Raw genomic sequence first — 21,198 nt, forward strand, 5'->3', positions numbered from 1 at the left:
TCACTTCTTCTTGCCGAACCCGCCAAGCCCGCCGAGCCCCGGGGGCAGGCTCATGCCGCCCCCCATGCCGCCCATGCCACCGGGCAGACCCGCGCCCATCTTGCGCGCGGCCTCTTCCAGCTGGGCCTGGTCCATATTGGCCATGTCGGGCATGCCGCCCTTGCCGAACATGCCGCCCAGCGCCTTCTTCAGCATCGCGCGGCCGCCCTTCTGGCCGAGCTTCTTCATCATGTCCGACATCTGCCGGTGCAGCTTCAGAAGCTTGTTCAGTTCCGGCACTTCAAGGCCCGCACCCGCCGCGATCCGCTTCTTGCGGCTGGCCTGCAAGAGCTGCGGATTGGCGCGTTCCTTCTTGGTCATCGAATTGATCAGCGCGATCTGGCGGCGCAGGATCGAATCGTCGAAGCCCGCATCGGCCATCTGCTTGGACATCTTGCCCATGCCGGGCATCATTCCCATGATGCCTTCCATCCCGCCCATCTTCAGCATCTGTTCCAGCTGCATCTTCAGGTCGTTCATGTTGAACTGACCCTTCTGCATGCGCTTCATCATCCGCTCGGCCTGCTCGGCCTCGATGGTGGCCTGCGCCTTTTCCACCAGCGAAACGATGTCGCCCATGCCGAGGATGCGGCCCGCGATCCGTTCGGGGTGGAATTCCTCGATCGCGTCGAGCTTTTCGCCCAGACCCACATACTTGATCGGCTTGCCGGTGACCGCGCGCATCGACAGCGCCGCGCCGCCGCGGCCGTCGCCGTCCATCCGGGTCAGGATCACGCCGGTGATGCCGATCCGTTCGTCGAAATTCTCGGCGGTGTGGACGGCATCCTGGCCGGTCAGGCCGTCGACCACCAGAAGCGTCTCGCGCGGCGTCGCGACATCGCGGACGGCCTCGACCTCGGCCATCAGCTCTTCGTCGATGGACAGACGGCCGGCGGTGTCCAGCATGTAGACGTCATAGCCGCCCATCGCCGCCTGCTGCTTGGCGCGTCTGGCGATGTCGACGGGCTTCTGGCCCTTGACGATGGGCAGGGTGTCGACGCCGATCTGCACACCGAGGATCGCCAGCTGTTCCATGGCCGCCGGGCGGTTCACGTCGAGCGAGGCCATCAGCACGCGCTTGCCGTTGATCTCTTTCAGGCGAAGGGCCAGCTTGGCGGTGGTGGTGGTCTTGCCACCGCCCTGAAGGCCGACCATCAGGATCGGCGCGGGCGGGTTGTCGATCTTGAGATAACCCGGCTCGCCCTCGCCGGTCAGCACCTCGACCAGCGCATCGTGGACGATCTTGACGACCTGCTGGCCCGGCGTGACCGACTTGGTCACCTCCTGGCCGGTGGCCTTGTCCTGCACCGACTTGACGAAATCGCGGGCGACCGGCAGCGACACGTCGGCTTCCAGAAGCGCGACGCGGACCTCGCGCAGCGCGGTCGCGACATCCTCCTCGGTCAGCGCCCCTTGCCGGGTCAGCCGGTCGAATACGCCGGAAAGGCGGTCGGAAAGACTTTCGAACATGGCCCTGGCCCTCCTTCGACCGTTGCACCTGTCCCCGCAATGTGGGCGGGAACGACCGGTTTGTCAGCGCGTCGCGATGCGCAAAACGCGATTTGCCCCCGTGGGCGAAACCTCGCTGACGGGGGGGCGATCCCGGACAGGGGCCGGGACCGGAAGGGTTTGCACCGTTCCGGAATGGCCGCGCTTAAGCCACGAAACGCCGTCCGAGTCAAGCTGGACCCGGTCCGGGGTCCCGCCCGGCCGGGCCGAGAGGGCCGCCGATCGAAGGGGCGCCCGGAACATCGCCCTTGCCTTGGTGAACGCAATTGGCCAGCATCGCCGCGAACTGTGACTTTTTGCACAGGTTGCGTTACCAAGATGGATCGAGATGGATATCGACAACTGGGATGAGATCCGCACCGCCTATCATGTGGCGCGGCTGGGCACGGTCAGCGGTGCCGCCGATGCGCTGGGGGTGCACCATGCCACGGTGATCCGCCATGTGGACGCGCTGGAGGACCGGCTGGGCGTCAAGCTCTTCCAGCGCCATGCCCGCGGTTACACCCCGACCGAGGCGGGCGAGGAGCTTCTGCGCGTGGCGCAGGTCACCGCCGATCAGTTCAGCCAGCTTGCCGGGCGGCTGAGGGGGCGCGGCGCGGCGATGACCGGCGATCTGACGGTGACGACGGTCGACAGCCTGACGCCGCTTCTGGTGCCGGTGCTGTCCGGGTTCCAGGCCGAACATCCCGAACTGACCCTGCGCCTGATGGCCGATTCCCGGCTGTACCGGTTGGAATATGGCGAGGCCCATGTCGCGGTCCGCGCCGGAGGGCAGCCGGACGAGCCCGACAACATCGTGCAACGGCTCTATACGCTGCGCTACGCGCTTTATGCCAGCAACGGCTATGTCGCCGCGCATGGCCGACTGGGGGAGGACATGTCGGCGCATTTCTATGTGGGCCCGTCCGACGAGGATCACCGGGCGCCCTTCAATCGTTGGCTCAAGGCCAGGGCGCCGTCGGACCGGGTGGGCTTTCGCGCCTCGGACGCGCGGGCGCAGGTCGAGGCCGTGGTTGCGGGCGCGGGCATCGGCTTCGTGCCGGTCTGGTGGGCCGAGCGGCTGCCCGGGCTCGAACAGATGCACCCGCCGCTGGCCGAATGGGATGTGCCGCTCTGGCTTGTGACCCATGTCGATCTGCATCGCACCGCCAAGGTGCAGTCCCTGACCACGCGGCTGAAGGATGCGGCGAAGGAGTGGCCCTGAGCCCGGCCGCGGTCCCGCGCGGCGCGGCTCTGCGCGGCCATCTGGCGATGCTGAGCTTCTCGGCGCTGGTGGCGGGATCGTTCAGCTTCGGCAGCCTGATTGCCAATGACATCGACCCGGTGGCGCTGACCGCCCTGCGCTTCCTGCTGGCCGGGGTGCTGATCGGGGCGGCCGCGGCGCTGGGCCCGGGGCTGAGGCGCAGGCAGTTCCGCGCGCCCTGGCGCTTTCTGGTGCTGGGCACGGTCTTTGCGCTGTATTTCGTCTTGATGTTCGAGGGGCTGAAGACGGCCGCGCCGGTGCCGACGGCGGCGGTCTTCACCCTGACGCCGGTCATGTCGGCGGGCTTCGGCTGGCTGTTCCTGCGCCAGCGGGCAACGCCCCGGGTGGCGGCGGCGCTGGCGATCGGCGGGGCCGGGGCGGTTTGGGTGATCTTCCGCGCCGATCTCGGGGCGCTGTTGCGGTTCGAGATCGGGCGGGGCGAGGCGGTCTTCTTCATCGGCTGCATCGCGCATGCCGCCTATACGCCGCTGGTGCGCAAGCTGAACCGGGGCGAGCCCGCGCTGGTCTTCACCTTCGGGATGATGCTGGCGGCCCTGCTGGTGCTGACGCTTTACGGCGCGCCCGCGCTGGTCGCGACCGACTGGGGTGCGCTGCCGCCGCTGGTCTGGGCGGTGCTGGCCTATCTGGCGGTCTGCGCCAGCGCGATGACTTTCGTGCTGTTGCAATACGCGGCGCTCAGGCTGCCCGCGGCCAAGGTGATGGCCTATACCTACCTGACGCCGTCCTGGGTGATCCTGTGGGAATTCGCGCTGGGCCACGGGGCGCCGCGCGCGCTGGTGCTGGGCGGGGTCGCGCTGACCGTGCTGGCGCTGGCGATGCTGCTGAAGGACGACTAGGCCGCCCGGCCTCAGCCGTTCAGTTCCGCCGCGAGGAAGCGCTCGAAGGCGTCGAGGTTTACCGCCTCGAACTGGCCGAAGCTCTGCATCCAGATCGAGGCGTCCTTCAACGCGTCGGGTTCAAGCTTGCACCATTTCACCCGCCCGCGCTTTTCCTGGCTGATCAGGCCGGCCCGGGTCAGGATCGCCAGATGTTTGGAAACGGCGGCCAGAGACATCTGAAACGGCTCGGCCACATCGGTCACCGCCATGTCGTCTTCCAGCAGCATGGCGAGGATCGCCCGGCGGGTCGGGTCGGCGAGCGCCGCAAAGACGATGTCGAGCCGGTCTTCCATCGCCGCAGGATGCGCCTGCACCGGCCTGATCGTCAACCGTCCGGTTGAATATGGCAAAGCCGTGCCGGGGCCGGGTTCCGCGCGGCAGCATTCGGCAAAACCATGTTTTTTCAATGGCTTGATGGCGTCGCAATCCGCTTGACTCATTTCCCCCCGCTGACTAGCTTCGCCGCGACTGTCCGAGGGGGACGTTCGCATGATGGACCCGGCCGAAAAGGAACGGCTCGCCCGGCTGGAAGCCAGGCTGGCCGAGTTGAAGAAGGCCAAGGCCGATCCCGCGCCCTCTCACATGGACTCGCATTACACCCAGGCGCAGCTGGCCTGGCGAATGGTGATAGAGCTGGTCTCCGGTCTGGGGATCGGCTTCGGCATCGGGTTCGGCATCGACTCCTGGCTGGGGACAAAGCCGATCTTTCTGGTGCTGTTCATATTGTTGGGCCTTGCGGCGGGCATCCGGGTGATGCTGCGCACCGCGCAGGAGGTCCAGGGCCAACAGGCGGCGGCCGCCGCTGAGGACGAGAAGAGGGATTGAACGTGGCGAGCGAAGACGCGACCGGCGGAGTGAACATCGATACCATGCACCAGTTCATGGTGCGCCCGCTCTTCGGCGAGGGGGCGGTGCACTGGTACACCCCCACCAACGTGACCCTCTGGATGGGCATCGCTGTGTTGTGCACGGTGCTGCTGCTGGTGATGGGCACCCGGGGCCGCGCGATCGTGCCCTCGCGCATCCAGTCGGTGGCCGAACTGGCCTATGGCTTCGTCTACAAGATGGTCGAGGACGTGTCGGGCCGCGACGGCCTGAAATACTTTCCCTACATCATGTCGCTCTTCATCTTCATCGTCTTCGCGAACTTCCTCGGCCTGATCCCCGGCGCCTTCACCACCACCTCGCATCTTGCGGTCACCGGGACCATGGCGCTGGCGGTCTTCATCGGCGTGACGGTTCTGGGCTTCGTCAAGCACGGCGCGAGCTTCCTCAGCCTGTTCTGGATCACCGCCGCGCCGCTGGCGCTGCGCCCGATCCTGGCGGTCATCGAGGTGATTTCCTACTTCGTCCGCCCCGTCAGCCACTCGATCCGGCTTATGGGCAACATGATGGCCGGCCACGCCGTGATGAAGGTGTTCGCGGGCTTCGCCGGCGTTCTGGGCGTGGGCGCGGTGTTCCCGGTCGTGGCGATCGGGGCGATCTACGCGCTCGAATTCCTGGTGGCTTTCATCCAGGCCTATGTCTTCGCGATCCTCACCTGCGTCTACCTGCGCGATGCGCTGCATCCGCACCACTGACACCGGTCTGAGTATCACACACTGAATCTGCCAATTCCAACGTAAGGAGAAATCGACATGGAAGGCGATATCGTTCAAATGGGTGCCTATATCGGTGCTGGTCTGGCCTGTACCGGCATGGGCGGCGCCTCGGTCGGCATCGGCCACGTCGTCGGCAACTACATCTCCGGCGCCCTGCGCAACCCCTCGGCGGCTGCCTCGCAAACCGCCACCATGTTCATCGGTATCGCGTTCGCCGAAGCGCTGGGGATCTTCTCGTTCCTCGTCGCGCTTCTGCTGATGTTCGCCGTCTGATCTCCGACTGAACCGATCCTTACGGCCGGGTGGGGCGTGACAAGACGCACCCACCCGGTGTGATCCGGGGTTCCAGGGGGACGACATGGCAACAGAACTAGAGACCGCCGCAGCTGCCGGTCACGCCGCCGAAGCCGTCGGCATGCCGCAGCTCGACTTCTCGACCTATCCCAACCAGATCTTCTGGCTGGTCGTCACGCTGTTCGCGATCTACTTCGTGCTGTCGCGCATCGCGCTGCCGCGGATCGGAGCGGTTCTGGCCGAGCGCCAGGGCACGATCTCGAACGACATCGCCGCCGCCGAAGAGCTGAAGCTGCGGGCCCAGGAGGCCGAGCGCGCCTATGAGAAGGCGCTGGCCGATGCCCGCGCCGAGGCGCAGCGGATCGTCGCCGAGACCAAGGCCGAGATCAAGGCCGACCTCGACGCCGCAACCGCCAAGGCCGATGCGGAAATCGCGGCGCGGTCCGCCGAGGCCGAAAAGCAGATCGCCGAGATCCGCGCGGGCGCGCTGGAAAGCGTCAGCGAGGTTGCCCGTGCGACCACGGCCGACGTGATCGCCGCGATGGGCTTCCGGGCCGAGTCGGGGGCTGTCGACGCCGCCGTCGACGGCAAGCTGAAAGGGTGATCCGATGAAGAAACTCGCAGTCGCTCTGATGCTGTCGGCTTCGCCGGCGCTGGCGGCGGAAGGCCCGTTCTTCTCGCTGAACAACGCCGAATTCGTCGTCACCATCAGCTTCGTCGCCTTCCTTGCCCTGCTCGTTTACCTGCGGGTGCCGGGCAAGCTGATGGCGATGCTCGACAAGCGCGCGGCCGAGATCAAGTCCGATCTCGACGAGGCGCGGGCCCTGCGCGAAGAGGCGCAGACCGTGCTGGCGTCCTACGAGCGCAAGCAGAAGGAAGTGCAGGCCCAGGCCGAGCGGATCGTCGAGACCGCGCGGACCGAAGCCGAAGCGGCCGCCGCCAAGGCCAAGGACGACCTTAAGGTCGCCATCGCCCGCCGTCTGGCCGCCGCCGACGAACAGATCGAGTCGGCCAAGTCCGGGGCGGTCAAGGAAGTGCGCGACCGGGCCATCGCGGTCGCCGTTGCGGCCGCGCGCGAGGTGATCGTGCGCCAGATGACCGACCAGACCAACGACAAGCTGGTGCAGGACGCCATCGGCGAGGTTCGCGGCAAGCTCCATCTGCACTGATCCGAACCGGCGGGGCCATCGCGCCCGGCTGCCGGTCCCGATAGAACCCCGGCCGAAAGGCTGGGGTTTTTCGCTTCAGGGGAACGCGCCGGAACCCGAATGCACGTGACGCGGGAAATACGTGCGAATGATCGCTTTAATCGCGATTTGTCCTGTCCGGGGCATGACCCTGCCACATTCGCGGTTTCTACTGTCGAACGCGCGGGGACTCGCCCCGGCGCAGTTTCGCAGGGAGTCCCGTGATGACCGCCGTCCTCATCCTCGCCCCAACACCTCTCGCGCTGTTCGTCGGGTTGCTCGCCCTGACGCTCTTCCCGTCCCTCGGAGGAGGCTTGCGCCGGTCGCTGCGGGTTCCGGTGCGGGCGGCGGTCCGCGGGCGCCGATCGGGGTAGTGCCCGCTTTTTCCATTTTACCGGTTCCGGAGCCTCCTATGTCCAGCCTGACCCATACCCCGCCCCGCCCCGCGGCCCTTTCGGCCCGGCATCCGCGTGCGGACAGCGGTGCGGCGGCCGTCCCGCCGCCCGGGGCCCCGGCGCGGAACCTGTTCCGGCCCGGCACCTTTTCGGCGATCCTGCTGGGGCTGGGTCTTTGCGCCCTGCTGGCGCTTTACGGAGTCGGCCCTGCGCAGCGCTTCCTGGAAGATCACAACAGCGGTGTCCGCGCCGCCCAGCATGCGGTGGCGATCGAGGCGGTGATGGCCACCGACCCGATCAATCAGCGCCGCCAGGACATGACCGAACGCGCGCGCCGCTTTGCCGGGGCCAAGGTCGATGCGGGGTTCTTCATCCGCACGCCCACGCCCGAAAAGCTGGCCTGCATCACCTTCCGGGGCGGCGACATGCATGCGCCCGAACCCTATCTGGTGCGGATGAACCTTGATTCGCTGCGGAGGATGCTGGCGGTTCAGGACGAGCTGGACTTCGCGACCTACTGGGCGCTGCACAAACGCTGCCGGATTCACGCGAACCTGGCGACCAGCGTCAACTGACGGCGCCTGCGGATCGCGGTCAGCCCTTGCCCAGCGCCTGTTCCAGCCGCTGGCGGGCGACCTCCTCGTTGCGGGCGACGGCCTGATCTGCACGCAGCGCCTCGGCCACAAAGTCCAGATGCCGCTCGACCGCCGCGCGCGCGGCGGCGCCGTCGCGGGCCTGTAGTGCTGCGTTGATCGCCCGGTGCTGGTCCAGCAGGCTCGTGCGCGTGGTCCGCTGGCGGAACATGATCTGGCGGTTGTAAAAGACCCCTTCGCGCAGAAGGTCGAACATCGCCCGCATCATGTGGGTCATGACCACATTGTGGCTGGCCTCGATGATCGACAGGTGAAATTCGGCATCGAGCCGCGCCTCGTCCGCCGGGTTGCGCTTGGCATGGGCGGCCTCCATCCGCGCGAACAGCGTGTCGACGACCTTGAGGTCGGTGTCTGATGCGGTGCGGGCGGCGCGGTCGGCAGCCAGCCCTTCGAGGTCGCGGCGGAAGGCGATATAGTCGAACAACGCCTCGTCATGGCTGGCGAAGAGGCGCACCAGCGCGTCGGAAAAGGCCGCGCCCAGCACCTCGGCCACAAAGATCCCGGCGCCGGCCTTGCGCACCAGAAGCCCGCGCGCCTCGAGCGCCTCGATGGCCTCGCGCAGCGACGGCCGCGACACGCCAAGCCGGTCCGAAAGATCGCGTTCGGCCGGAAGCCGTTCGCCGGGCCGCAGCACGCCGCGCAGGATCAAAAGCTCGATCTGGCGCACCACCGCCGCCGACAGCTTTTCGGGCAGGACTTTCTGGAAGGGCATGGCGCCGCGCGGTCTCCGTTGAACCGGTCAGAAGATATGACCGCGGACGCCCGGCGGCAATGGCCGTGCCCCCGGGCCGGAACCCGGGGGCCCGGACCGCGTCAGGACATCGGGCGAATGACGATCTCGACCCGGCGGTTCTGGGCCCGGCCCTCGGGCGAGAGGTTCGAGGCGATGGGCTGTTCCTCGCCCCGGCCATAGGCGCGGAGGCGGCCGGAATTGACGCCCGCCCCGGTCAGGATCGACGACACGGCGGTGGCGCGGCGGGTCGACAGCTGCTGGTTGTAGCTGGCCGAGCCGGTATTGTCGGTATGCCCGATGATATCGACGGTGGTGTTGGGATAGTCGTTCAGGCTGTAGGCCAGCGTCTGCAGGTCGGCGCGCAGCCCCGAACGCACCGCGGCGCTGTCGGTGTCGAACAGGATATCCTGCGGCATCGTCACGATCAGCGCGTTGCCGGTATTGACCACGCCGATCTGGTTGTTGTCGAAGCTCTGGCGCAACTCGGCGGCCTGCTTGTCGAGGTTGTTGCCGATGGCCGCGCCCGCCGCCGCGCCGACCGCCGCGCCGATCAGCGCGCTCTTGGCGTCGTTGCCGCCCCGGTTCGAGGCCAAAAGCCCGGTCACGGCGCCAAGGCCCGCGCCGATAGCCGCCCCTTCCTTGGTGCGCTGCCGGGCATCGCCGGTCTGGACCGAGGGATCGGTACAGGCGCCGAGCGCAAGCGCCCCGGCGATGGTCAGAAGGATAGGTTTGCTGGCGCGGATCATGACTGCCTCTCTGCTTGAGTCCCGTTCGGGGACCGTTGCCCGCGAATATAGTCGGATGGCGGCGGTCTTCGAGGGGGGCGAGACGGGCAGAGGGGCAGATCGGGCGGCAAATGGCCGATCGGCGGGGGACGGGGGGCGGGGGGCGGTCAGGGGCCGCTCGCCGCGGCCTCGGCCCGGGCCGATTCCCAGGCCAGAAGGGCGCGCTTGACCGGCAGGCCCCAGTGATAGCCGCCCAGCGCGCCGGTCTTGCGCAAGGCCCGGTGGCAGGGGATCAGATAGCTGATCGGGTTGCGCCCGACCGCGGTGCCGACCGCGCGCACCGCCGCCGGATGGCCGATGGCGCGGGCGATTTCGGAATAGGTCGTGACCTGGCCCGAGGGCACGCTCAGCAGGGCCTCCCAGACCTTGATCTGGAAGGGCGCCCCGATCAGGTGCAGGCGCGCCTCGCCGCCCCGCCGCCCGAAGGCGGCCTCGGCCCAGGGCGCCAGCGCCATCGGGTCCTCGACGAAGCTGGCGCGCGGCCAGCGCGATTTCAGGTCGGCCATCGCGGGCTCGGGCCCGGTCTCGGCTGCAAAGCCGATGCCGCAGATCCCGCGCGCGGTGGCCATCACCAGCGCCGGGCCGAACGGGCTGTCGACCCAGCCCCAGCGAATCTCGAGCCCGGCGCCGCCCTTGGCATAGTCGCCCGGGCTCATCGCTTCCCAGCGCAGGAACAGATCGTGCAGCCGCCCCGCGCCCGAAAGCCCCAGCGCGTCGGCGGTCTCGAGCGTGGTGAAGCGCTCGCGCATCAACGCCCGGGCGTGGCCGAGCGTCAGATACTGCTGATAGCGCTTGGGCGAGACGCCGACCCAGCGCGAGAAGACGCGCTGAAAATGCGCGGGGCTCATGTTCATCTCGGCTGCCAGGGCGTCAAGCGGCAGCGCCTCGGCGCCGGCCGCGTCGATCCGGTCGATGGCCCGCCGGATCACCGAGAAATGATAGGCCTGGCTGTCGTCCCGGTCCGTGTCCTTCGGCATGGTCCTTCCTTTCGGATGCTGACCCTCAGGATAGGCCCGGTTGCCTGCCCGCGCGACCCGGAACCTGCGCCAAAAGGCGGCCCCGCTGCGGCCTTGCCTCTGCCCCGCCGCACGGGCATAGGAAGGCCGATGGCCCAGGCTCTGCCCTATCATACGATCCGCGAGATCTTTGCCCGCTTTCAGGCGGCCGAGCCCGAGCCGAAGGGCGAGCTTGAACATGTCAACGCCTATACCCTGCTGGTCGCGGTGGCGCTGTCGGCGCAGGCGACCGATGCCGGGGTGAACCGGGCGACGCGGGCGCTGTTCGCCCGGGTCGACACGCCCGAAAAGATGCTGGCTTTGGGCGAGGAGGGGCTGATCCAGCATATCCGCACGATCGGGCTTTTTCGCAACAAGGCGAAGAATGTCATCAAGCTGAGCCGGATCCTCGTCGAGGAGTATGGCGGCGAGGTGCCGTCCTCGCGCGCGGCGCTGCAGGCGCTGCCCGGGGTCGGGCGCAAGACCGCGAATGTGGTGCTGAACATGTGGTGGGGGCTGCCCGCCCAGGCGGTCGACACCCATATCTTCCGGGTCGGCAATCGCACCCTGATCGCGCCGGGCAAGACCGTCGAGGCGGTCGAGCGCGCGATCGAGGACAATGTGCCGGCCGAATTCCAGCGCCATGCGCATCACTGGCTGATCCTGCACGGCCGTTACCTGTGCAAGGCGCGCAAGCCGATCTGCGGGACCTGCCCGATCCGGGATCTCTGCCCATACGAGGACAAGACAGTATGACCAAGACCTATCACGTCGTCGGCATCGGCAATGCGCTGGTCGACGTTCTGGCCCATGCCGATGAGGCTTTCCTGACCGACCACGGTGTCGAGAAGGGCATCATGCAGCTCATCGACACCGAGCGCGCCGTCGAGCTTTACGGCCGGATCGGCCCGGCGCAGGAGATCTCGGGCGGGTCGGCCGCGAACACGATCGCGGGCATCGCGCATCTGGGCGGGCGCACCGCCTATGTCGGCAAGGTCAAGGACGACCAGCTGGGCGCGATCTTCGCCCATGACCTGCGCGCGCAGGGTGCCGATTTCGCGACGCCCATGGCGCCGGAAGCAGAACCGGGCGAGACCGGGCGTTGCATCATTCTGGTCACGCCCGATGGCGAACGGTCGATGAACACCTATCTGGGGCTGTCCGAGCGGCTGTCGGCGGCCGATATCGACGCGGCGCAGATCGCCGATGCCGAGTGGATCTATCTGGAGGGCTACCGTTTCGACGGGGCCGAGAGCCATGCGGCCTTCGCCAAGGCCATTGCGGCCGCGAAGGCCGCGGGCGGCAAGGTGGCGCTGACCCTGTCCGACCCGTTCTGCGTGGATCGCCACCGCGACGCCTTCCGCCGGATGATCCGCGAGGATGTGGACCTGCTGTTCGCGAACCGGGCCGAGATCCTGTCGATGTACCAGACCGAGGTCTTCGACGACGCGCTGGCCCATGCCGCGGCCGAGATCGGGCTGGTGGCCTGCACCGACAGCGCCGATGGTGCGCATATCCTGTCGGGGACCGGGCGCTGGCATGCACCGGCGCTGAACACCCGGGTGGTCGATGCGACCGGCGCGGGCGATCTGTTCGCCGGGGCGTTTCTGTGGGGGCTGACGCAGGGCCACGATCTGGAAAGCTGCGGCCGCATGGGCTGCGTGGCGGCCAGCGAGATCATCAGCCATATCGGCGCGCGTGCCGAGGCCGATCTGACCCATCTGTTCCGCACCCATGGACTGATCTGAAGGCGGCGGGGGCGCTCCCGCCCCCGGCCCGCACGGGGCGCGCGCGCTGCGCGCGCCCCGCTTGTCCGGCCTTGGGCCGGGCGCGCTGACGCGCGCGCCTCCGGCGGGGGTATTTCGGCCAAGAAGAAGGCCGCGACGGGATGAGCCCGGGGCTCGGTCGCCGAGATGGGCGTGGACCGCGTCGAGGTCGATCTCGCCCAGCGGACGCTGATTGGCGGGGTGTTCCGCGTCGTAGCGAAAGAGCCGGAAGTCGCGATGTCAGATCTCGTAGACGAGATGGCGCGACAGGTCGTCGAAATAGGCCCCGACCGGGTGGGCGCGGCGCGGCCCGTAGCCTTCGGATTCGTTGAAGCGGGGGATTTGGGCGAGGTCGACCGGGTGACGGATCGGCGCGGCGACGAGCACCGCCTGCATCCTTGTATCGGCGCATTCGGTGGCGAAGATCCGGTCGTGGCGGCCGCCATTGGCGATGAAGGTCGCCACATGGCCCGACATGTCGGACCAGTGGATGTCGGGCTCCATCGGGCGGCGCCAGCGGATCGGGTCGCGGGCAGACAGCAGAAAGCGGTGCAAGCTGGCGATCTGGTCGAATTCCTGCTGGCCGTCGGGGCCGCCGAGCTCGATGCCGTAGGGTTCGATCAGCGTCGGCACCAGCTTGCCGCGGTAACGGGTGCCGCTGCGCTGGATACCGCAGATCTTGTCGAAGAAGGAGGACAGCACCCGGGCATAGGGCGTGCGCATGCAGGTGAAGGCCAGCGTGTCCCGCGCGCAGGCGCGGCGGTCGATCGCGGGCTGGCTGTCCTCGGACGCCCATTTGTGCAGACCCTCGGCGGCCTCGTGGATAACGCCGTCATAGAACCGGCCGCGATCCCAGAAATACATGATCTGGCCGATGGTCGAGCAGGCGCATTTCGGCACCACGCGGCAAGCATGCTTTCGCTCAAGGTCATCCAGGGGCCGGGAAAGCCCATCTTCCGCCTGGTCGATGCGGGCGGAACCGAACCGCCTGCGGTGACTTCTGTCCTCAGAGCCCGTAATAATCGGCAAATGCGGCCCTGGCGACACTGCGGCCGCCCGTTCGGGGGATCTGCATGGCGACCGTCGCCTATTTGCTGCTCTGTCACAGGGACCCGGACACGATCGTCGCTCAGGCCGAGCGGCTGACGGCGGCGGGCGATCTGGTCGCCATCCATCTGGACCGCCGCGCGCCGGATGCCGATTTCGCCGAGATTCGTGCCGCGCTGGCGGGAAATCCTTCGGCCGTCTTCGCCCGGCGGGTGCGCTGTGGCTGGGGCGACTGGTCGCCGGTGCAGGCGACGCTGAACGCGGCCCGCGCCGCGCTGGCGGCGTTTCCGCAGGCCACGCATCTTTACCTGCTGTCAGGCGACTGCCTCCCGATCAAGCCTGCAGTGCGGCTGCGCGCGGATCTGGACGACAGCGGGTCGGATCACATCGAAAGCGTCGATTTCTTCGAGTCGGGCTGGATCCGGACCGGGCTGAAGGACGAACGGCTGATCTACCGGCATTTCTTCAACGAGCGCCGCCAGAGGCGGCTGTTCCATGCCTCGATGGCGGTGCAGAAGGCGCTGGGCTTACAGCGGGCGCCGCCGGCCGATCTGCAGGTGATGATCGGCAGCCAGTGGTGGTGTCTGCGCCGGTCTACGGTCGAGGCGATCCTGGCCTTCCTGGTGCGGCGGCCCGATGTGATCCGGTTCTTCCGCAGCAGCTGGATCCCGGACGAGACCTTTTTCCAGACGCTCGTGCGTCATCTGGTGCCGACCGGCCAGATCCGGTCGCGCGCGCCGACCTTCCTCATGTTCACCGATTACGGGATGCCGGTGACCTTCTACAACGACCACTACGACCTGCTGGTGGCGCAGGAGGGTTATTTTGCCCGCAAGATCTCGGTCGAGGCCGTGCCGTTGCGGGCGCGGCTGGCGGCGGTCTATGCCTCGGCCGATCCGGGACCCGCGGCCTCGGGCGGCGGCCCCGAGGTCTACCGGTTCCTGACCGGGCGCGGCCGGATCGGACAGCGCTTTGGCGGCCGCGCCTGGGAACGTGGCGCGGGTCTGGGGCAGGGGCGCCAGTTGATGCTGGTGACCTGCAAGAAATGGCATGTCGCACGCCGTCTGGTCGAACGGGTGCGTCAGGCCACGGGGCTGGCTTCCGCCGATTTCGCCTTCGATGACGAGACGGTCGACCTGCCCGATCTGGGCGGGATAGAACGCAGTCGGGCCAAGCGCAGCCGCCACCCCCGCGCCTTTCTGCGGCTGGTCTATGAAAGCCTTGGCACCGACCGGCTGATCCTCTGCCTCGACCCGGCCGATCTGGAGATCATGGCCGATTTTCAGGCCGACGGGGCGACCGTGCGGGTGCTGGAAATCGTCTGCCCGTTCAGCCAGGCCGACCTTCTGGGCCATGCCCGGCGGCTGGGGCTTCTGTCGGACGCAAGCCCGCCGGGGGTGGCCGCGCGGGTCTTGCCGGCGCTGGCCCAGGACCTGGAGCGCGAGACCGCGCGGCTCAGGGCGGCCGGGTTTCCGGCGCTGTACCGTCTGAGCCCGGGCCAGAAGCTGAGCGAGGCGGCGCTGGTGCTGGCGCAATTCCTTGCAATCCCTTATGACACGGCCCGCGGGATCGCCGATACGGCGACCCTGTTCGACGATTGAGCCCTTTCGACAGCGCGTGAGTGAGGACCGACATGACCTATGCCTATGACGACCAGAACGTCTTTGCCCGGATCCTGCGGGGCGAGATCCCGAACGACACCGTGCTGGAAACCGGGATGAGCCTTGCGTTCAACGACATCGCGCCGCAGGCGCCGGTGCATGTTCTGGTGATCCCGAAGGGCCCCTATGTCTGCTACGATCATTTCGCGGCCGAGGCGAGCGATGCCGAGATCGTCGATTTCACCCGCACCATCGCCCGGGTCTGCGAGATGAAGGGGCTTGAGGACGGTTTCCGGGTGATCTCGAACGCGGGCGAGCATGGGGTGCAGGAAGTGCCGCACCTGCATGTGCACATCCTCGGCGGGCGCGTGCTGGGGCGGATGCTGGCGAAGGGCTGAGGCGAGGCCCCCGGCTCAGACGATCCGCGGCGCCAGTTCCGACGGGTCGTCGACCTCGACATGCCAGAAGGCGCGGGCCTCGGGCGGCAGGCGGGACAGCACGTCTTCCAACGCCCTGGCATCGGTTGCCCGTCGCAAGGCCCAGGCGGTGGCCTCGATGGCGTTGTCGGGCGTCAGGTTGTGATGCGGGCGCAGGGCTTTCGCCTCGGCGGTCAGGGCGGCGCGGTCGGCGAAGGGCAGGGGCGGGGTGGTCACGTCCCAGCCCGCCACGAAGATCGCGCGCGGAACGGACGGCAGGACGCTGGCGAAATCGAGCCCCGCTTGCGCCGTCAACCGCCGCCGGAACACCTGGAAGACGCCGTCCACCGCCGTGTAGGCCATGTTGTCGGAGGTCAGGTTCATCCGGTCCCGGGCATCGTCGAGAAATGCGCGGAATTCGCGCGAGGCATGGCGGTAGGTCCAGGGCATCGGCATTGGGGTCTCTCCGTCGCGGGGGATCAGGCCGCGCGCCAGGTCCCGGTTTCGATCCCGTCGAGGGTCCAGTCGGCCACCCGGTAGCGGATCAGTCGCAGCGTCGGGTGGCCCACGGCGGCCGTCATGCGGCGGACCTGACGGTTGCGGCCTTCGGAAATGGTCAGCTCGATCCAGCAATCGGGAACCGACTTGCGGACCCTGACCGGCGGGTCGCGCGGCCAGAGCCCGGCCGGTGCGTCGATCCGCCGGACCCGCGCCGGACGGGTCGGCCCGTCCTTCAGGGTCACGCCGCGCCCCAGCGCTTCGAGCGCCTCGTCCATGGGCAGGCCCTCGATCTGGGCCCAATAGGTCTTTTCGGTCTTTGCCTTCGGGTTCGCGATCCGGGCCTGCAGGCGCCCGTCATCGGTCAGCACCAGAAGCCCCTCGCTGTCGCGGTCGAGACGTCCGGCCGGATAGACCCCGGGCTGGTCGATGAAGGCGGCCAGCGTCCGGCGGTCGGGCCGGGGCGGGCCGTCATCGGTGAATTGCGACAGCACCCCCCAGGGCTTGTTGAAAAGGATCACCCGGCTCACGCGGCGCCCTTGTGCGAGGTCAACGCGACGAAGACGTCCTCGAGGTTGGGTTCCTCGGTGGCGATGTCGCGGATCGAGATGCCCGCGTTTCGGACCGCCTCGATCACCGCGCCGGTGCCGATTTCGCTCCGGCGATAGGTAAAGCGAAGCGCGCCGTCGGGCCGAAGGCAGGTTTCGACCGGGGCGGGCATCTCGGGCGGGGCCGCGACCTCGTCCTCGGGCTGGATCACCAGGGTCTTGGCATCCATCCGCCCGATCAGGGCCGAAGTCGAATCGCGCGCGATCAGCTCGCCATGGTTGATGATGGCGATCTCGCCGCACATCTCCTGCGCCTCTTCCAGGTAATGCGTGGTCAGGATGATCGTCGTGCCCTGTTCCTCGTTCAGCCGCCGGATATTGGCCCAGAGCATCTGGCGCAGCTCGATATCGACGCCCGCCGTGGGCTCGTCCAGCACCAGCACCTGCGGCCGGTGGACCAGCGCCTTGCCCAGCAACAGCCGCCGCCGCATGCCGCCCGACAGGTTCCGGGCATAGGCGTCGGCCTTGTCCTCGAGACCGATCGCCTTCAGCACCCGGTCGGTGACGCGCTGGGATTTCGGCACCCCGTAAAGCCCCGCCTGCACCTCGAGCGCTGCGCGCGGCGTGAAGAAAGGGTCGATGTTCAGTTCCTGCGGCATCACCCCGATCGAGGCGCGGGACTGGCGCGGGTTCACGTCCTGATCGAAGCCCCAGATGCTGACCTTACCGCTGGTTTTCAGCACCAGACCGGCCAGGATGTTGATCAGCGTCGACTTGCCCGCGCCGTTCGGCCCCAGCAACCCGAAGATCGACCCGGCAGGGATGTCGAGGTCGATGCCCTTCAATGCCTGTTTCGGCGGCTGGCTGCCGCTGGCGGCATAGGTCTTGGTCAATCCCTCGATCTCGATCGCGTTCCCAGTCATTTCCCTGCCTCTGACGCTTGCCCGTGCCGCTTCATTCGCTATCATGGCCCCGGACATAAGGCGATCCGGTCGCCTCGGCAACGCGCGGAGCTTAATCGCATGCCCCCAGAAGCCCCCGGACAGGACACCGACAGCATCCCTCCCGAAACGACATACACCAGCGAATGGCGGGTCTGTTGCGATGGCAGCGGGCCGGGTCTGGGTCATCCGCGGGTCTGGCTGTCGATCCCGCCCGAGACGGGCTTTGTCGAATGCGGCTATTGCGACCGCAAGTTCGTGCATCAGAGCTTTGCCGACAAGGTCAGGACCTGACCGGCCGCGCGCTGGTCCGATGACCGTCACCCGCCGCGGGCTGGCCTGGCTGATCGGGGCCGTGGGCTTGACCGCTGGCCTTTCGGCCGGGCCGGGGCTCTGGCGGCTGGCCTTCCCTCCCGAGATCGAGACCGAACCGGTGCCGGGCCTGCCCGGCTTTCGCCGCGTGCCGAGGCCCGGCCCTGCGCTGTCGCCTCTGATCGGCTTGACCGCCGAGCCCCCGCCGCCGCTGCCCGAAGACCCCTGCGCCGCGCTTTTCGGTCCCGCGCCTGAGGTCCCGGAAGCGGTGCCGGTCGCCTGTTTCACCGACATCCGCTGCCCCTGGTGCCGCCAGCTGACGCCCCTGCTGATCGCGCGCGCGGCGCGCCGACCGGCCGCGATCCGCATCGCCTGGCAGCCGCTGCCCTTGTTGGGCGAAAGCTCGGTCCTGGCCGCGCGGGCGGCGCTGGCGGCCGAGGTGCAGGGCGCGGCGCTCGACTGGCAGGAACGCACCATGGGCGGGGCGCTGGTGCCGACCCCCAGGGGCATGCGCGAGATTGCCGCCGGGATGGGGCTCGATATTGCCGCCTTCGAGCGGGACATGGCCCATCCGCGCACCGAGGCGCGGCTGGCCGAGGCCCGGGCGCTGGCCGCGGCTTTCGGCTTTGTCGGCACTCCCGGCCTTGTGGTCGGTCGCGTGGCGATCCTTGGCGGGGTCGACGGGCCGATGCTGGACCGGCTGATCGCCGAAGGACGCGCGGCGCCCGGCTCCGCCTGTGGCTGAGCGCGTCCGGCACTGGCGAAGCCGTGCGCTTCATGGCAAGACCGCAGGCAGGTCCGGCAGGCGGGCCGGTGACACGGGCCAGTGACACGGGCCAGCGACGGGGAGAACGACATGACCGAGGGTTTCGGCACCGGCTGCCATCTGCATCTGATCGACGGCTCGGCCTTTATCTTCCGCGCTTTCCACGCGCTGCCGCCGCTGACGCGGAAATCCGACGGGCTGCCCATCGGGGCCGTCGCGGGGTTCTGCAACATGATCCACAAATACGTGCAGGACAATCGCGGCCCGGACGCGCCGACCCATGTGGCGGTGATCTTCGACAAGGGCAGCCACACCTTCCGCACCGATCTTTACCCCGACTACAAGGCCAATCGCGACGAGATGCCCGCCGATCTGCGCCCGCAGATCCCGCTGACCCGCGAGGCCACGCGCGCTTTCAACATCGCCTGCATCGAAAAGGAGAATTACGAGGCCGACGACATCATCGCCACCTATGCGCGGCTGGCGGTCGAGAAGGGCGGCCGGGTGACCATCGTCAGTTCCGACAAGGACCTGATGCAGCTGGTCGGCAACGGGGTCGAGATGCTGGACGCCATGAAGAACAAGCGGATCGGCGTCGAGGAGGTCGAAGAGAAATTCGGCGTCGGCCCCGACCGGGTGGTCGATGTGCAGGCGCTGGCGGGCGATTCGGTCGACAACGTGCCGGGCGCGCCGGGGATCGGGATCAAGACCGCGGCCCAGCTGATCCAGGACTATGGCGATCTCGAAACGCTGCTGGACCGGGCCGAGGAGATCAAGCAGCCCAAGCGCCGCCAGACCCTGATCGAGCACCGCGCCCAGATCGAGCTGTCGAAGAAGCTGGTGACGCTCGATGCCGAGACGCCGCTTGACGAGACTCTGGACGATCTCGAGGTCAAAGAGCCCGATGCCGGGACCCTGCTGGGGTTTCTGGCACAGATGGAGTTCCGCACCCTGCTGAAGCGGGTCGCCGATGCGCTGGGCGCCGAGCCGCCCGTTCTGTCCGAGCCAAGCTCCGCCGCGGCGCCCGACGTGCCCGCGGCGCCGGCCGCGCTGCCTTTCGACCCCGAGGGGTATGAGTGCGTGCGCGACGCGGCCGCGCTTGAGGTCTGGATCGCGCGCGCGCAGGCCCGGGGCTGGGTCGCGGTCGATACCGAGACCACCGGGCTGGACGAGATGCGGGTGGATCTGGTGGGGATCTCGCTGGCGGTCGAGCCGGGGCAGGCCTGCTACATCCCGCTTGGCCATCGCGAGGGAGAGGGCGATCTTTTCGGCTCGGCGGCGCTGGCGCCGGGGCAGATGCCGATGGACGAGGCTCTGGCCCTGCTCAAGCCGCTGCTGGAGGACCCGGCGGTGATGAAGATCGGGCAGAACATGAAATACGATGCCAAGATCCTTGCCCGTCACGGCATCGCGGTGGCGCCGATCGACGACACGATGCTGATGTCCTACGCGATGCATGCGGGGCTGCACGGCCATTCGATGGATGCGCTGTCGGAACGCTATCTCGGGCACGAGCCGATCCCGATCAAGTCGCTGCTGGGCTCGGGCAAGTCGCAGATCACCTTCGACAAGGTGCCGGTCGCCGAGGCCGTGAAATATGCGGCCGAGGATGCCGATGTGACGCTGAGGCTGGCGCAGCTCTTCAAGCCGCAGCTGCATCGGGCGAAGGTCGCGACCGTCTACGAGACGCTCGAACGCCCGCTGGTGCCGGTGCTGGCCGAAATGGAGATGACCGGGATCAAGGTCGACCGCGACACGCTTTCACGGATGTCGAACGCCTTTGCCCAGAAGATGGCCGCGCTCGAGGCCGAGATCCACGAGCTGGCGGGCGAGAGCTTCAATGTGGGCAGCCCCAAGCAACTGGGCGAGATCCTCTTTGACAAGATGAGCCTCCCGGGTGGCAAGAAGGGCAAGACCGGCGCCTATGGCACCGGCGCCGATGTGCTGGAGGATCTGGCGGCCGAGGGCCATGACCTGCCCGCGCGTGTACTGGACTGGCGCCAGCTGTCGAAGCTGAAATCGACCTATACGGACGCGCTTCAGGACCACATCAACCCCGAGACGGGCCGCGTGCATACCTCTTACGTGATCACCGGGGCGGTGACCGGGCGGCTCGCCTCGACCGATCCGAACCTGCAGAACATTCCCGTGCGTTCCGAAGAGGGGCGCCGCATCCGCGAGGCGTTCGTGGCCGATGAGGGCAAGGTGCTGCTGAGCCTCGACTATTCGCAGATCGAGCTGCGCATCCTGGCCCATGTCGCCGGGATCGATGCGCTCAAGGCGGCGTTCCGCGAGGGCCAGGACATCCATGCGATGACGGCGTCCGAGATGTTCGACGTGCCGATGGCCGAGATGACGCCCGAGGTCCGCCGCCGCGCCAAGGCGATCAATTTCGGGGTGATCTACGGGATTTCGGGCTTTGGCCTCGCGCGGAACCTGCGCATTCCGCGCGGCGAGGCGCAGGGCTTCATCGACCGCTATTTCGAGCGGTTTCCGGGCATCCGCGACTACATGGACGCGACGGTCGCCTTCGCGAAGGAGCACGGCTATGTGCAGACCCTGTTCGGGCGGCGGATCCATACGCCCGAGATCGGCGCCAAGGGGCCGCAGGCGGGCTTTGCGAAGCGTGCGGCGATCAACGCTCCGATCCAGGGGACGGCGGCCGACATCATCCGCCGCGCCATGATCCGGATGCCTGCGGCGATCGCGGGGCTACCTGCGAAGATGCTGCTGCAGGTCCATGACGAATTGATCTTCGAGGTCGAGGCGGGGGCGGCAGAAGATGTCGCCGAGTGCGCGCGCGCGGTCATGGAACGCGCCGGGCTTCCTGCCGTGGCGCTGGACGTGCCGCTGGTCGTCGATGCCGGGCAGGGGCCGAACTGGGCCGCGGCGCATTAGGCGCAATTCTTCTGCGAAGAATTGGGGCCTCGCCCATAGGTTCTGCGGGGGCGGGGAGCTTTGGCGAAGACC

23 protein-coding genes and 1 pseudogene are annotated in these 21,198 nt (G+C 68.0%); 15 read left to right on the forward strand and 9 right to left on the reverse strand.

Going from position 1 to position 21,198, the window contains the following annotated elements:
- The gene (gene ffh, locus DSD19_RS15305) at positions 1 to 1,509 is read right to left on the reverse strand and encodes a signal recognition particle protein (RefSeq protein ID WP_113670205.1); all 1,509 of its coding nucleotides are present in this window, start codon (positions 1,507 to 1,509) and stop codon (positions 1 to 3) included.
- A 373-nt stretch (positions 1,510 to 1,882) separates the two neighbouring features.
- Between ffh and DSD19_RS15310 the strand changes: the two genes are divergently transcribed.
- Together DSD19_RS15310 and DSD19_RS15315 are read left to right on the forward strand one after the other, a co-directional pair.
- Positions 1,883 to 2,752, forward strand: coding sequence for a LysR family transcriptional regulator (locus tag DSD19_RS15310; protein ID WP_113670244.1), 870 nt, complete (start codon positions 1,883 to 1,885; stop codon positions 2,750 to 2,752).
- Positions 2,743 to 3,648 (forward strand): DMT family transporter, encoded by a 906-nt coding sequence (locus DSD19_RS15315; protein ID WP_256359788.1) that lies wholly within the window; start codon positions 2,743 to 2,745, stop codon positions 3,646 to 3,648. Before DSD19_RS15310 ends, DSD19_RS15315 begins: the two co-directional genes overlap by 10 nt.
- A gap of 11 nt (positions 3,649 to 3,659) precedes the next feature.
- On the opposite strand, the gene DSD19_RS15320 is transcribed toward DSD19_RS15315, so the two are convergent.
- Positions 3,660 to 3,983 carry a metalloregulator ArsR/SmtB family transcription factor gene (locus DSD19_RS15320; protein WP_075787490.1) on the reverse strand — a complete coding sequence of 108 codons (324 nt, stop codon included), beginning with the start codon at positions 3,981 to 3,983 and terminating at the stop codon, positions 3,660 to 3,662.
- Positions 3,984 to 4,179: 196 nt separating this feature from the next.
- Here DSD19_RS15320 and DSD19_RS15325 point away from each other — a divergent pair, with 196 nt between their 5' ends.
- From DSD19_RS15325 to DSD19_RS15350, 6 genes are all read left to right on the forward strand, one after another.
- The gene (locus DSD19_RS15325; RefSeq protein WP_075784783.1) at positions 4,180 to 4,515 is read left to right on the forward strand and encodes an AtpZ/AtpI family protein; all 336 of its coding nucleotides are present in this window, start codon (positions 4,180 to 4,182) and stop codon (positions 4,513 to 4,515) included.
- Positions 4,516 to 4,517: 2 nt separating this feature from the next.
- Positions 4,518 to 5,270 carry a F0F1 ATP synthase subunit A gene (locus DSD19_RS15330; RefSeq protein WP_075784784.1) on the forward strand — a complete coding sequence of 251 codons (753 nt, stop codon included), beginning with the start codon at positions 4,518 to 4,520 and terminating at the stop codon, positions 5,268 to 5,270.
- Positions 5,271 to 5,327: 57 nt separating this feature from the next.
- Positions 5,328 to 5,564 carry a F0F1 ATP synthase subunit C gene (locus DSD19_RS15335; protein WP_042456520.1) on the forward strand — a complete coding sequence of 79 codons (237 nt, stop codon included), beginning with the start codon at positions 5,328 to 5,330 and terminating at the stop codon, positions 5,562 to 5,564.
- 85 nt (positions 5,565 to 5,649) lie between these two features.
- Positions 5,650 to 6,189: a F0F1 ATP synthase subunit B' gene (locus tag DSD19_RS15340; protein WP_075784785.1), complete on the forward strand. Its 540-nt coding sequence runs from the start codon at positions 5,650 to 5,652 to the stop codon at positions 6,187 to 6,189.
- 4 nt (positions 6,190 to 6,193) lie between these two features.
- Positions 6,194 to 6,754 carry a F0F1 ATP synthase subunit B gene (locus tag DSD19_RS15345; RefSeq protein ID WP_113670206.1) on the forward strand — a complete coding sequence of 187 codons (561 nt, stop codon included), beginning with the start codon at positions 6,194 to 6,196 and terminating at the stop codon, positions 6,752 to 6,754.
- A gap of 430 nt (positions 6,755 to 7,184) precedes the next feature.
- The gene (locus tag DSD19_RS15350) at positions 7,185 to 7,742 is read left to right on the forward strand and encodes a hypothetical protein (protein WP_113670207.1); all 558 of its coding nucleotides are present in this window, start codon (positions 7,185 to 7,187) and stop codon (positions 7,740 to 7,742) included.
- Between the two features lie 19 nt (positions 7,743 to 7,761).
- Here DSD19_RS15350 and DSD19_RS15355 read toward each other — a convergent pair whose 3' ends face one another.
- The 3 genes from DSD19_RS15355 to DSD19_RS15365 form a co-directional block, all read right to left on the reverse strand.
- Positions 7,762 to 8,532 (reverse strand): FCD domain-containing protein, encoded by a 771-nt coding sequence (locus tag DSD19_RS15355; RefSeq protein ID WP_075784788.1) that lies wholly within the window; start codon positions 8,530 to 8,532, stop codon positions 7,762 to 7,764.
- A 101-nt stretch (positions 8,533 to 8,633) separates the two neighbouring features.
- Positions 8,634 to 9,299 (reverse strand): OmpA family protein, encoded by a 666-nt coding sequence (locus tag DSD19_RS15360; protein WP_113670208.1) that lies wholly within the window; start codon positions 9,297 to 9,299, stop codon positions 8,634 to 8,636.
- 146 nt (positions 9,300 to 9,445) lie between these two features.
- On the reverse strand, positions 9,446 to 10,315 hold the full coding sequence (locus DSD19_RS15365) for a bifunctional helix-turn-helix domain-containing protein/methylated-DNA--[protein]-cysteine S-methyltransferase (protein ID WP_113670209.1): 870 nt from the start codon (positions 10,313 to 10,315) through the stop codon (positions 9,446 to 9,448).
- A 129-nt stretch (positions 10,316 to 10,444) separates the two neighbouring features.
- Between DSD19_RS15365 and nth the strand changes: the two genes are divergently transcribed.
- Positions 10,445 to 11,089, forward strand: coding sequence for an endonuclease III (gene nth / locus DSD19_RS15370; protein WP_113670210.1), 645 nt, complete (start codon positions 10,445 to 10,447; stop codon positions 11,087 to 11,089).
- Positions 11,086 to 12,081, forward strand: coding sequence for an adenosine kinase (locus tag DSD19_RS15375; RefSeq protein WP_113670211.1), 996 nt, complete (start codon positions 11,086 to 11,088; stop codon positions 12,079 to 12,081). The genes nth and DSD19_RS15375 overlap by 4 nt, the downstream gene beginning before the upstream one ends.
- A 156-nt stretch (positions 12,082 to 12,237) precedes the next feature.
- Here DSD19_RS15375 and DSD19_RS15380 read toward each other — a convergent pair.
- Positions 12,238 to 13,052, reverse strand: a pseudogene (locus tag DSD19_RS15380) (sulfotransferase family protein); the annotation flags it as partial.
- A gap of 120 nt (positions 13,053 to 13,172) precedes the next feature.
- Here DSD19_RS15380 and DSD19_RS15385 point away from each other — a divergent pair.
- Positions 13,173 to 14,747 (forward strand): DUF5928 domain-containing protein, encoded by a 1,575-nt coding sequence (locus DSD19_RS15385; protein ID WP_113670212.1) that lies wholly within the window; start codon positions 13,173 to 13,175, stop codon positions 14,745 to 14,747.
- A gap of 32 nt (positions 14,748 to 14,779) precedes the next feature.
- On the forward strand, positions 14,780 to 15,145 hold the full coding sequence (locus DSD19_RS15390) for an HIT domain-containing protein (protein ID WP_113670213.1): 366 nt from the start codon (positions 14,780 to 14,782) through the stop codon (positions 15,143 to 15,145).
- Between the two features lie 15 nt (positions 15,146 to 15,160).
- On the opposite strand, the gene DSD19_RS15395 is transcribed toward DSD19_RS15390, so the two are convergent.
- From DSD19_RS15395 to DSD19_RS15405, 3 genes are read right to left on the reverse strand one after another with little or no spacing between them, the layout of a single operon-like run.
- Positions 15,161 to 15,619, reverse strand: coding sequence for a DUF2267 domain-containing protein (locus tag DSD19_RS15395; RefSeq protein WP_108028009.1), 459 nt, complete (start codon positions 15,617 to 15,619; stop codon positions 15,161 to 15,163).
- 23 nt (positions 15,620 to 15,642) lie between these two features.
- Positions 15,643 to 16,191, reverse strand: a complete 549-nt coding sequence (locus DSD19_RS15400) for a pseudouridine synthase (protein WP_113670214.1) — start codon at positions 16,189 to 16,191, stop codon at positions 15,643 to 15,645.
- The gene (locus DSD19_RS15405) at positions 16,188 to 17,132 is read right to left on the reverse strand and encodes an ABC transporter ATP-binding protein (RefSeq protein WP_075784796.1); all 945 of its coding nucleotides are present in this window, start codon (positions 17,130 to 17,132) and stop codon (positions 16,188 to 16,190) included. Before DSD19_RS15405 ends, DSD19_RS15400 begins: the two co-directional genes overlap by 4 nt.
- 99 nt (positions 17,133 to 17,231) lie before the next feature.
- Here DSD19_RS15405 and DSD19_RS15410 point away from each other — a divergent pair, with 99 nt between their 5' ends.
- The 3 genes from DSD19_RS15410 to polA all read left to right on the forward strand — a co-directional run bounded on the left by DSD19_RS15410 (position 17,232) and on the right by polA (position 21,126).
- Positions 17,232 to 17,444: a zinc-finger domain-containing protein gene (locus DSD19_RS15410; RefSeq protein WP_075784797.1), complete on the forward strand. Its 213-nt coding sequence runs from the start codon at positions 17,232 to 17,234 to the stop codon at positions 17,442 to 17,444.
- Positions 17,445 to 17,463: 19 nt separating this feature from the next.
- A complete protein-coding gene (locus DSD19_RS15415) occupies positions 17,464 to 18,207 on the forward strand; it encodes a DsbA family protein (RefSeq protein ID WP_113670215.1) in 744 nt (247 codons plus the stop codon).
- A gap of 111 nt (positions 18,208 to 18,318) precedes the next feature.
- Positions 18,319 to 21,126, forward strand: coding sequence for a DNA polymerase I (gene polA / locus DSD19_RS15420; protein WP_113670216.1), 2,808 nt, complete (start codon positions 18,319 to 18,321; stop codon positions 21,124 to 21,126).
- Positions 21,127 to 21,198 lie beyond the last annotated feature (72 nt).

It is taken from the genome of Rhodovulum sp. BSW8, from assembly GCF_003314725.1.
Classification (GTDB): Bacteria; Pseudomonadota; Alphaproteobacteria; order Rhodobacterales; family Rhodobacteraceae; genus Rhodovulum; species Rhodovulum visakhapatnamense.

Bases quoted from the DNA above. Each gene is read 5' to 3' on its own strand.
- ffh (WP_113670205.1), bottom strand. From the start codon at position 1,509: ATGTTCGAAAGTCTTTCCGACCGCCTTTCCGGCGTATTCGACCGGCTG.
- DSD19_RS15320 (WP_075787490.1), bottom strand. From the start codon at position 3,983: ATGGAAGACCGGCTCGACATCGTCTTTGCGGCGCTCGCCGACCCGACC.
- DSD19_RS15325 (WP_075784783.1), top strand. From the start codon at position 4,180: ATGATGGACCCGGCCGAAAAGGAACGGCTCGCCCGGCTGGAAGCCAGG.
- DSD19_RS15335 (WP_042456520.1), top strand. From the start codon at position 5,328: ATGGAAGGCGATATCGTTCAAATGGGTGCCTATATCGGTGCTGGTCTG.
- DSD19_RS15340 (WP_075784785.1), top strand. From the start codon at position 5,650: ATGGCAACAGAACTAGAGACCGCCGCAGCTGCCGGTCACGCCGCCGAA.
- DSD19_RS15345 (WP_113670206.1), top strand. From the start codon at position 6,194: ATGAAGAAACTCGCAGTCGCTCTGATGCTGTCGGCTTCGCCGGCGCTG.
- DSD19_RS15350 (WP_113670207.1), top strand. From the start codon at position 7,185: ATGTCCAGCCTGACCCATACCCCGCCCCGCCCCGCGGCCCTTTCGGCC.
- DSD19_RS15355 (WP_075784788.1), bottom strand. From the start codon at position 8,532: ATGCCCTTCCAGAAAGTCCTGCCCGAAAAGCTGTCGGCGGCGGTGGTG.
- DSD19_RS15360 (WP_113670208.1), bottom strand. From the start codon at position 9,299: ATGATCCGCGCCAGCAAACCTATCCTTCTGACCATCGCCGGGGCGCTT.
- DSD19_RS15365 (WP_113670209.1), bottom strand. From the start codon at position 10,315: ATGCCGAAGGACACGGACCGGGACGACAGCCAGGCCTATCATTTCTCG.
- nth (WP_113670210.1), top strand. From the start codon at position 10,445: ATGGCCCAGGCTCTGCCCTATCATACGATCCGCGAGATCTTTGCCCGC.
- DSD19_RS15375 (WP_113670211.1), top strand. From the start codon at position 11,086: ATGACCAAGACCTATCACGTCGTCGGCATCGGCAATGCGCTGGTCGAC.
- DSD19_RS15385 (WP_113670212.1), top strand. From the start codon at position 13,173: ATGGCGACCGTCGCCTATTTGCTGCTCTGTCACAGGGACCCGGACACG.
- DSD19_RS15390 (WP_113670213.1), top strand. From the start codon at position 14,780: ATGACCTATGCCTATGACGACCAGAACGTCTTTGCCCGGATCCTGCGG.
- DSD19_RS15395 (WP_108028009.1), bottom strand. From the start codon at position 15,619: ATGCCGATGCCCTGGACCTACCGCCATGCCTCGCGCGAATTCCGCGCA.
- DSD19_RS15405 (WP_075784796.1), bottom strand. From the start codon at position 17,132: ATGACTGGGAACGCGATCGAGATCGAGGGATTGACCAAGACCTATGCC.
- DSD19_RS15410 (WP_075784797.1), top strand. From the start codon at position 17,232: ATGCCCCCAGAAGCCCCCGGACAGGACACCGACAGCATCCCTCCCGAA.
- DSD19_RS15415 (WP_113670215.1), top strand. From the start codon at position 17,464: ATGACCGTCACCCGCCGCGGGCTGGCCTGGCTGATCGGGGCCGTGGGC.
- polA (WP_113670216.1), top strand. From the start codon at position 18,319: ATGACCGAGGGTTTCGGCACCGGCTGCCATCTGCATCTGATCGACGGC.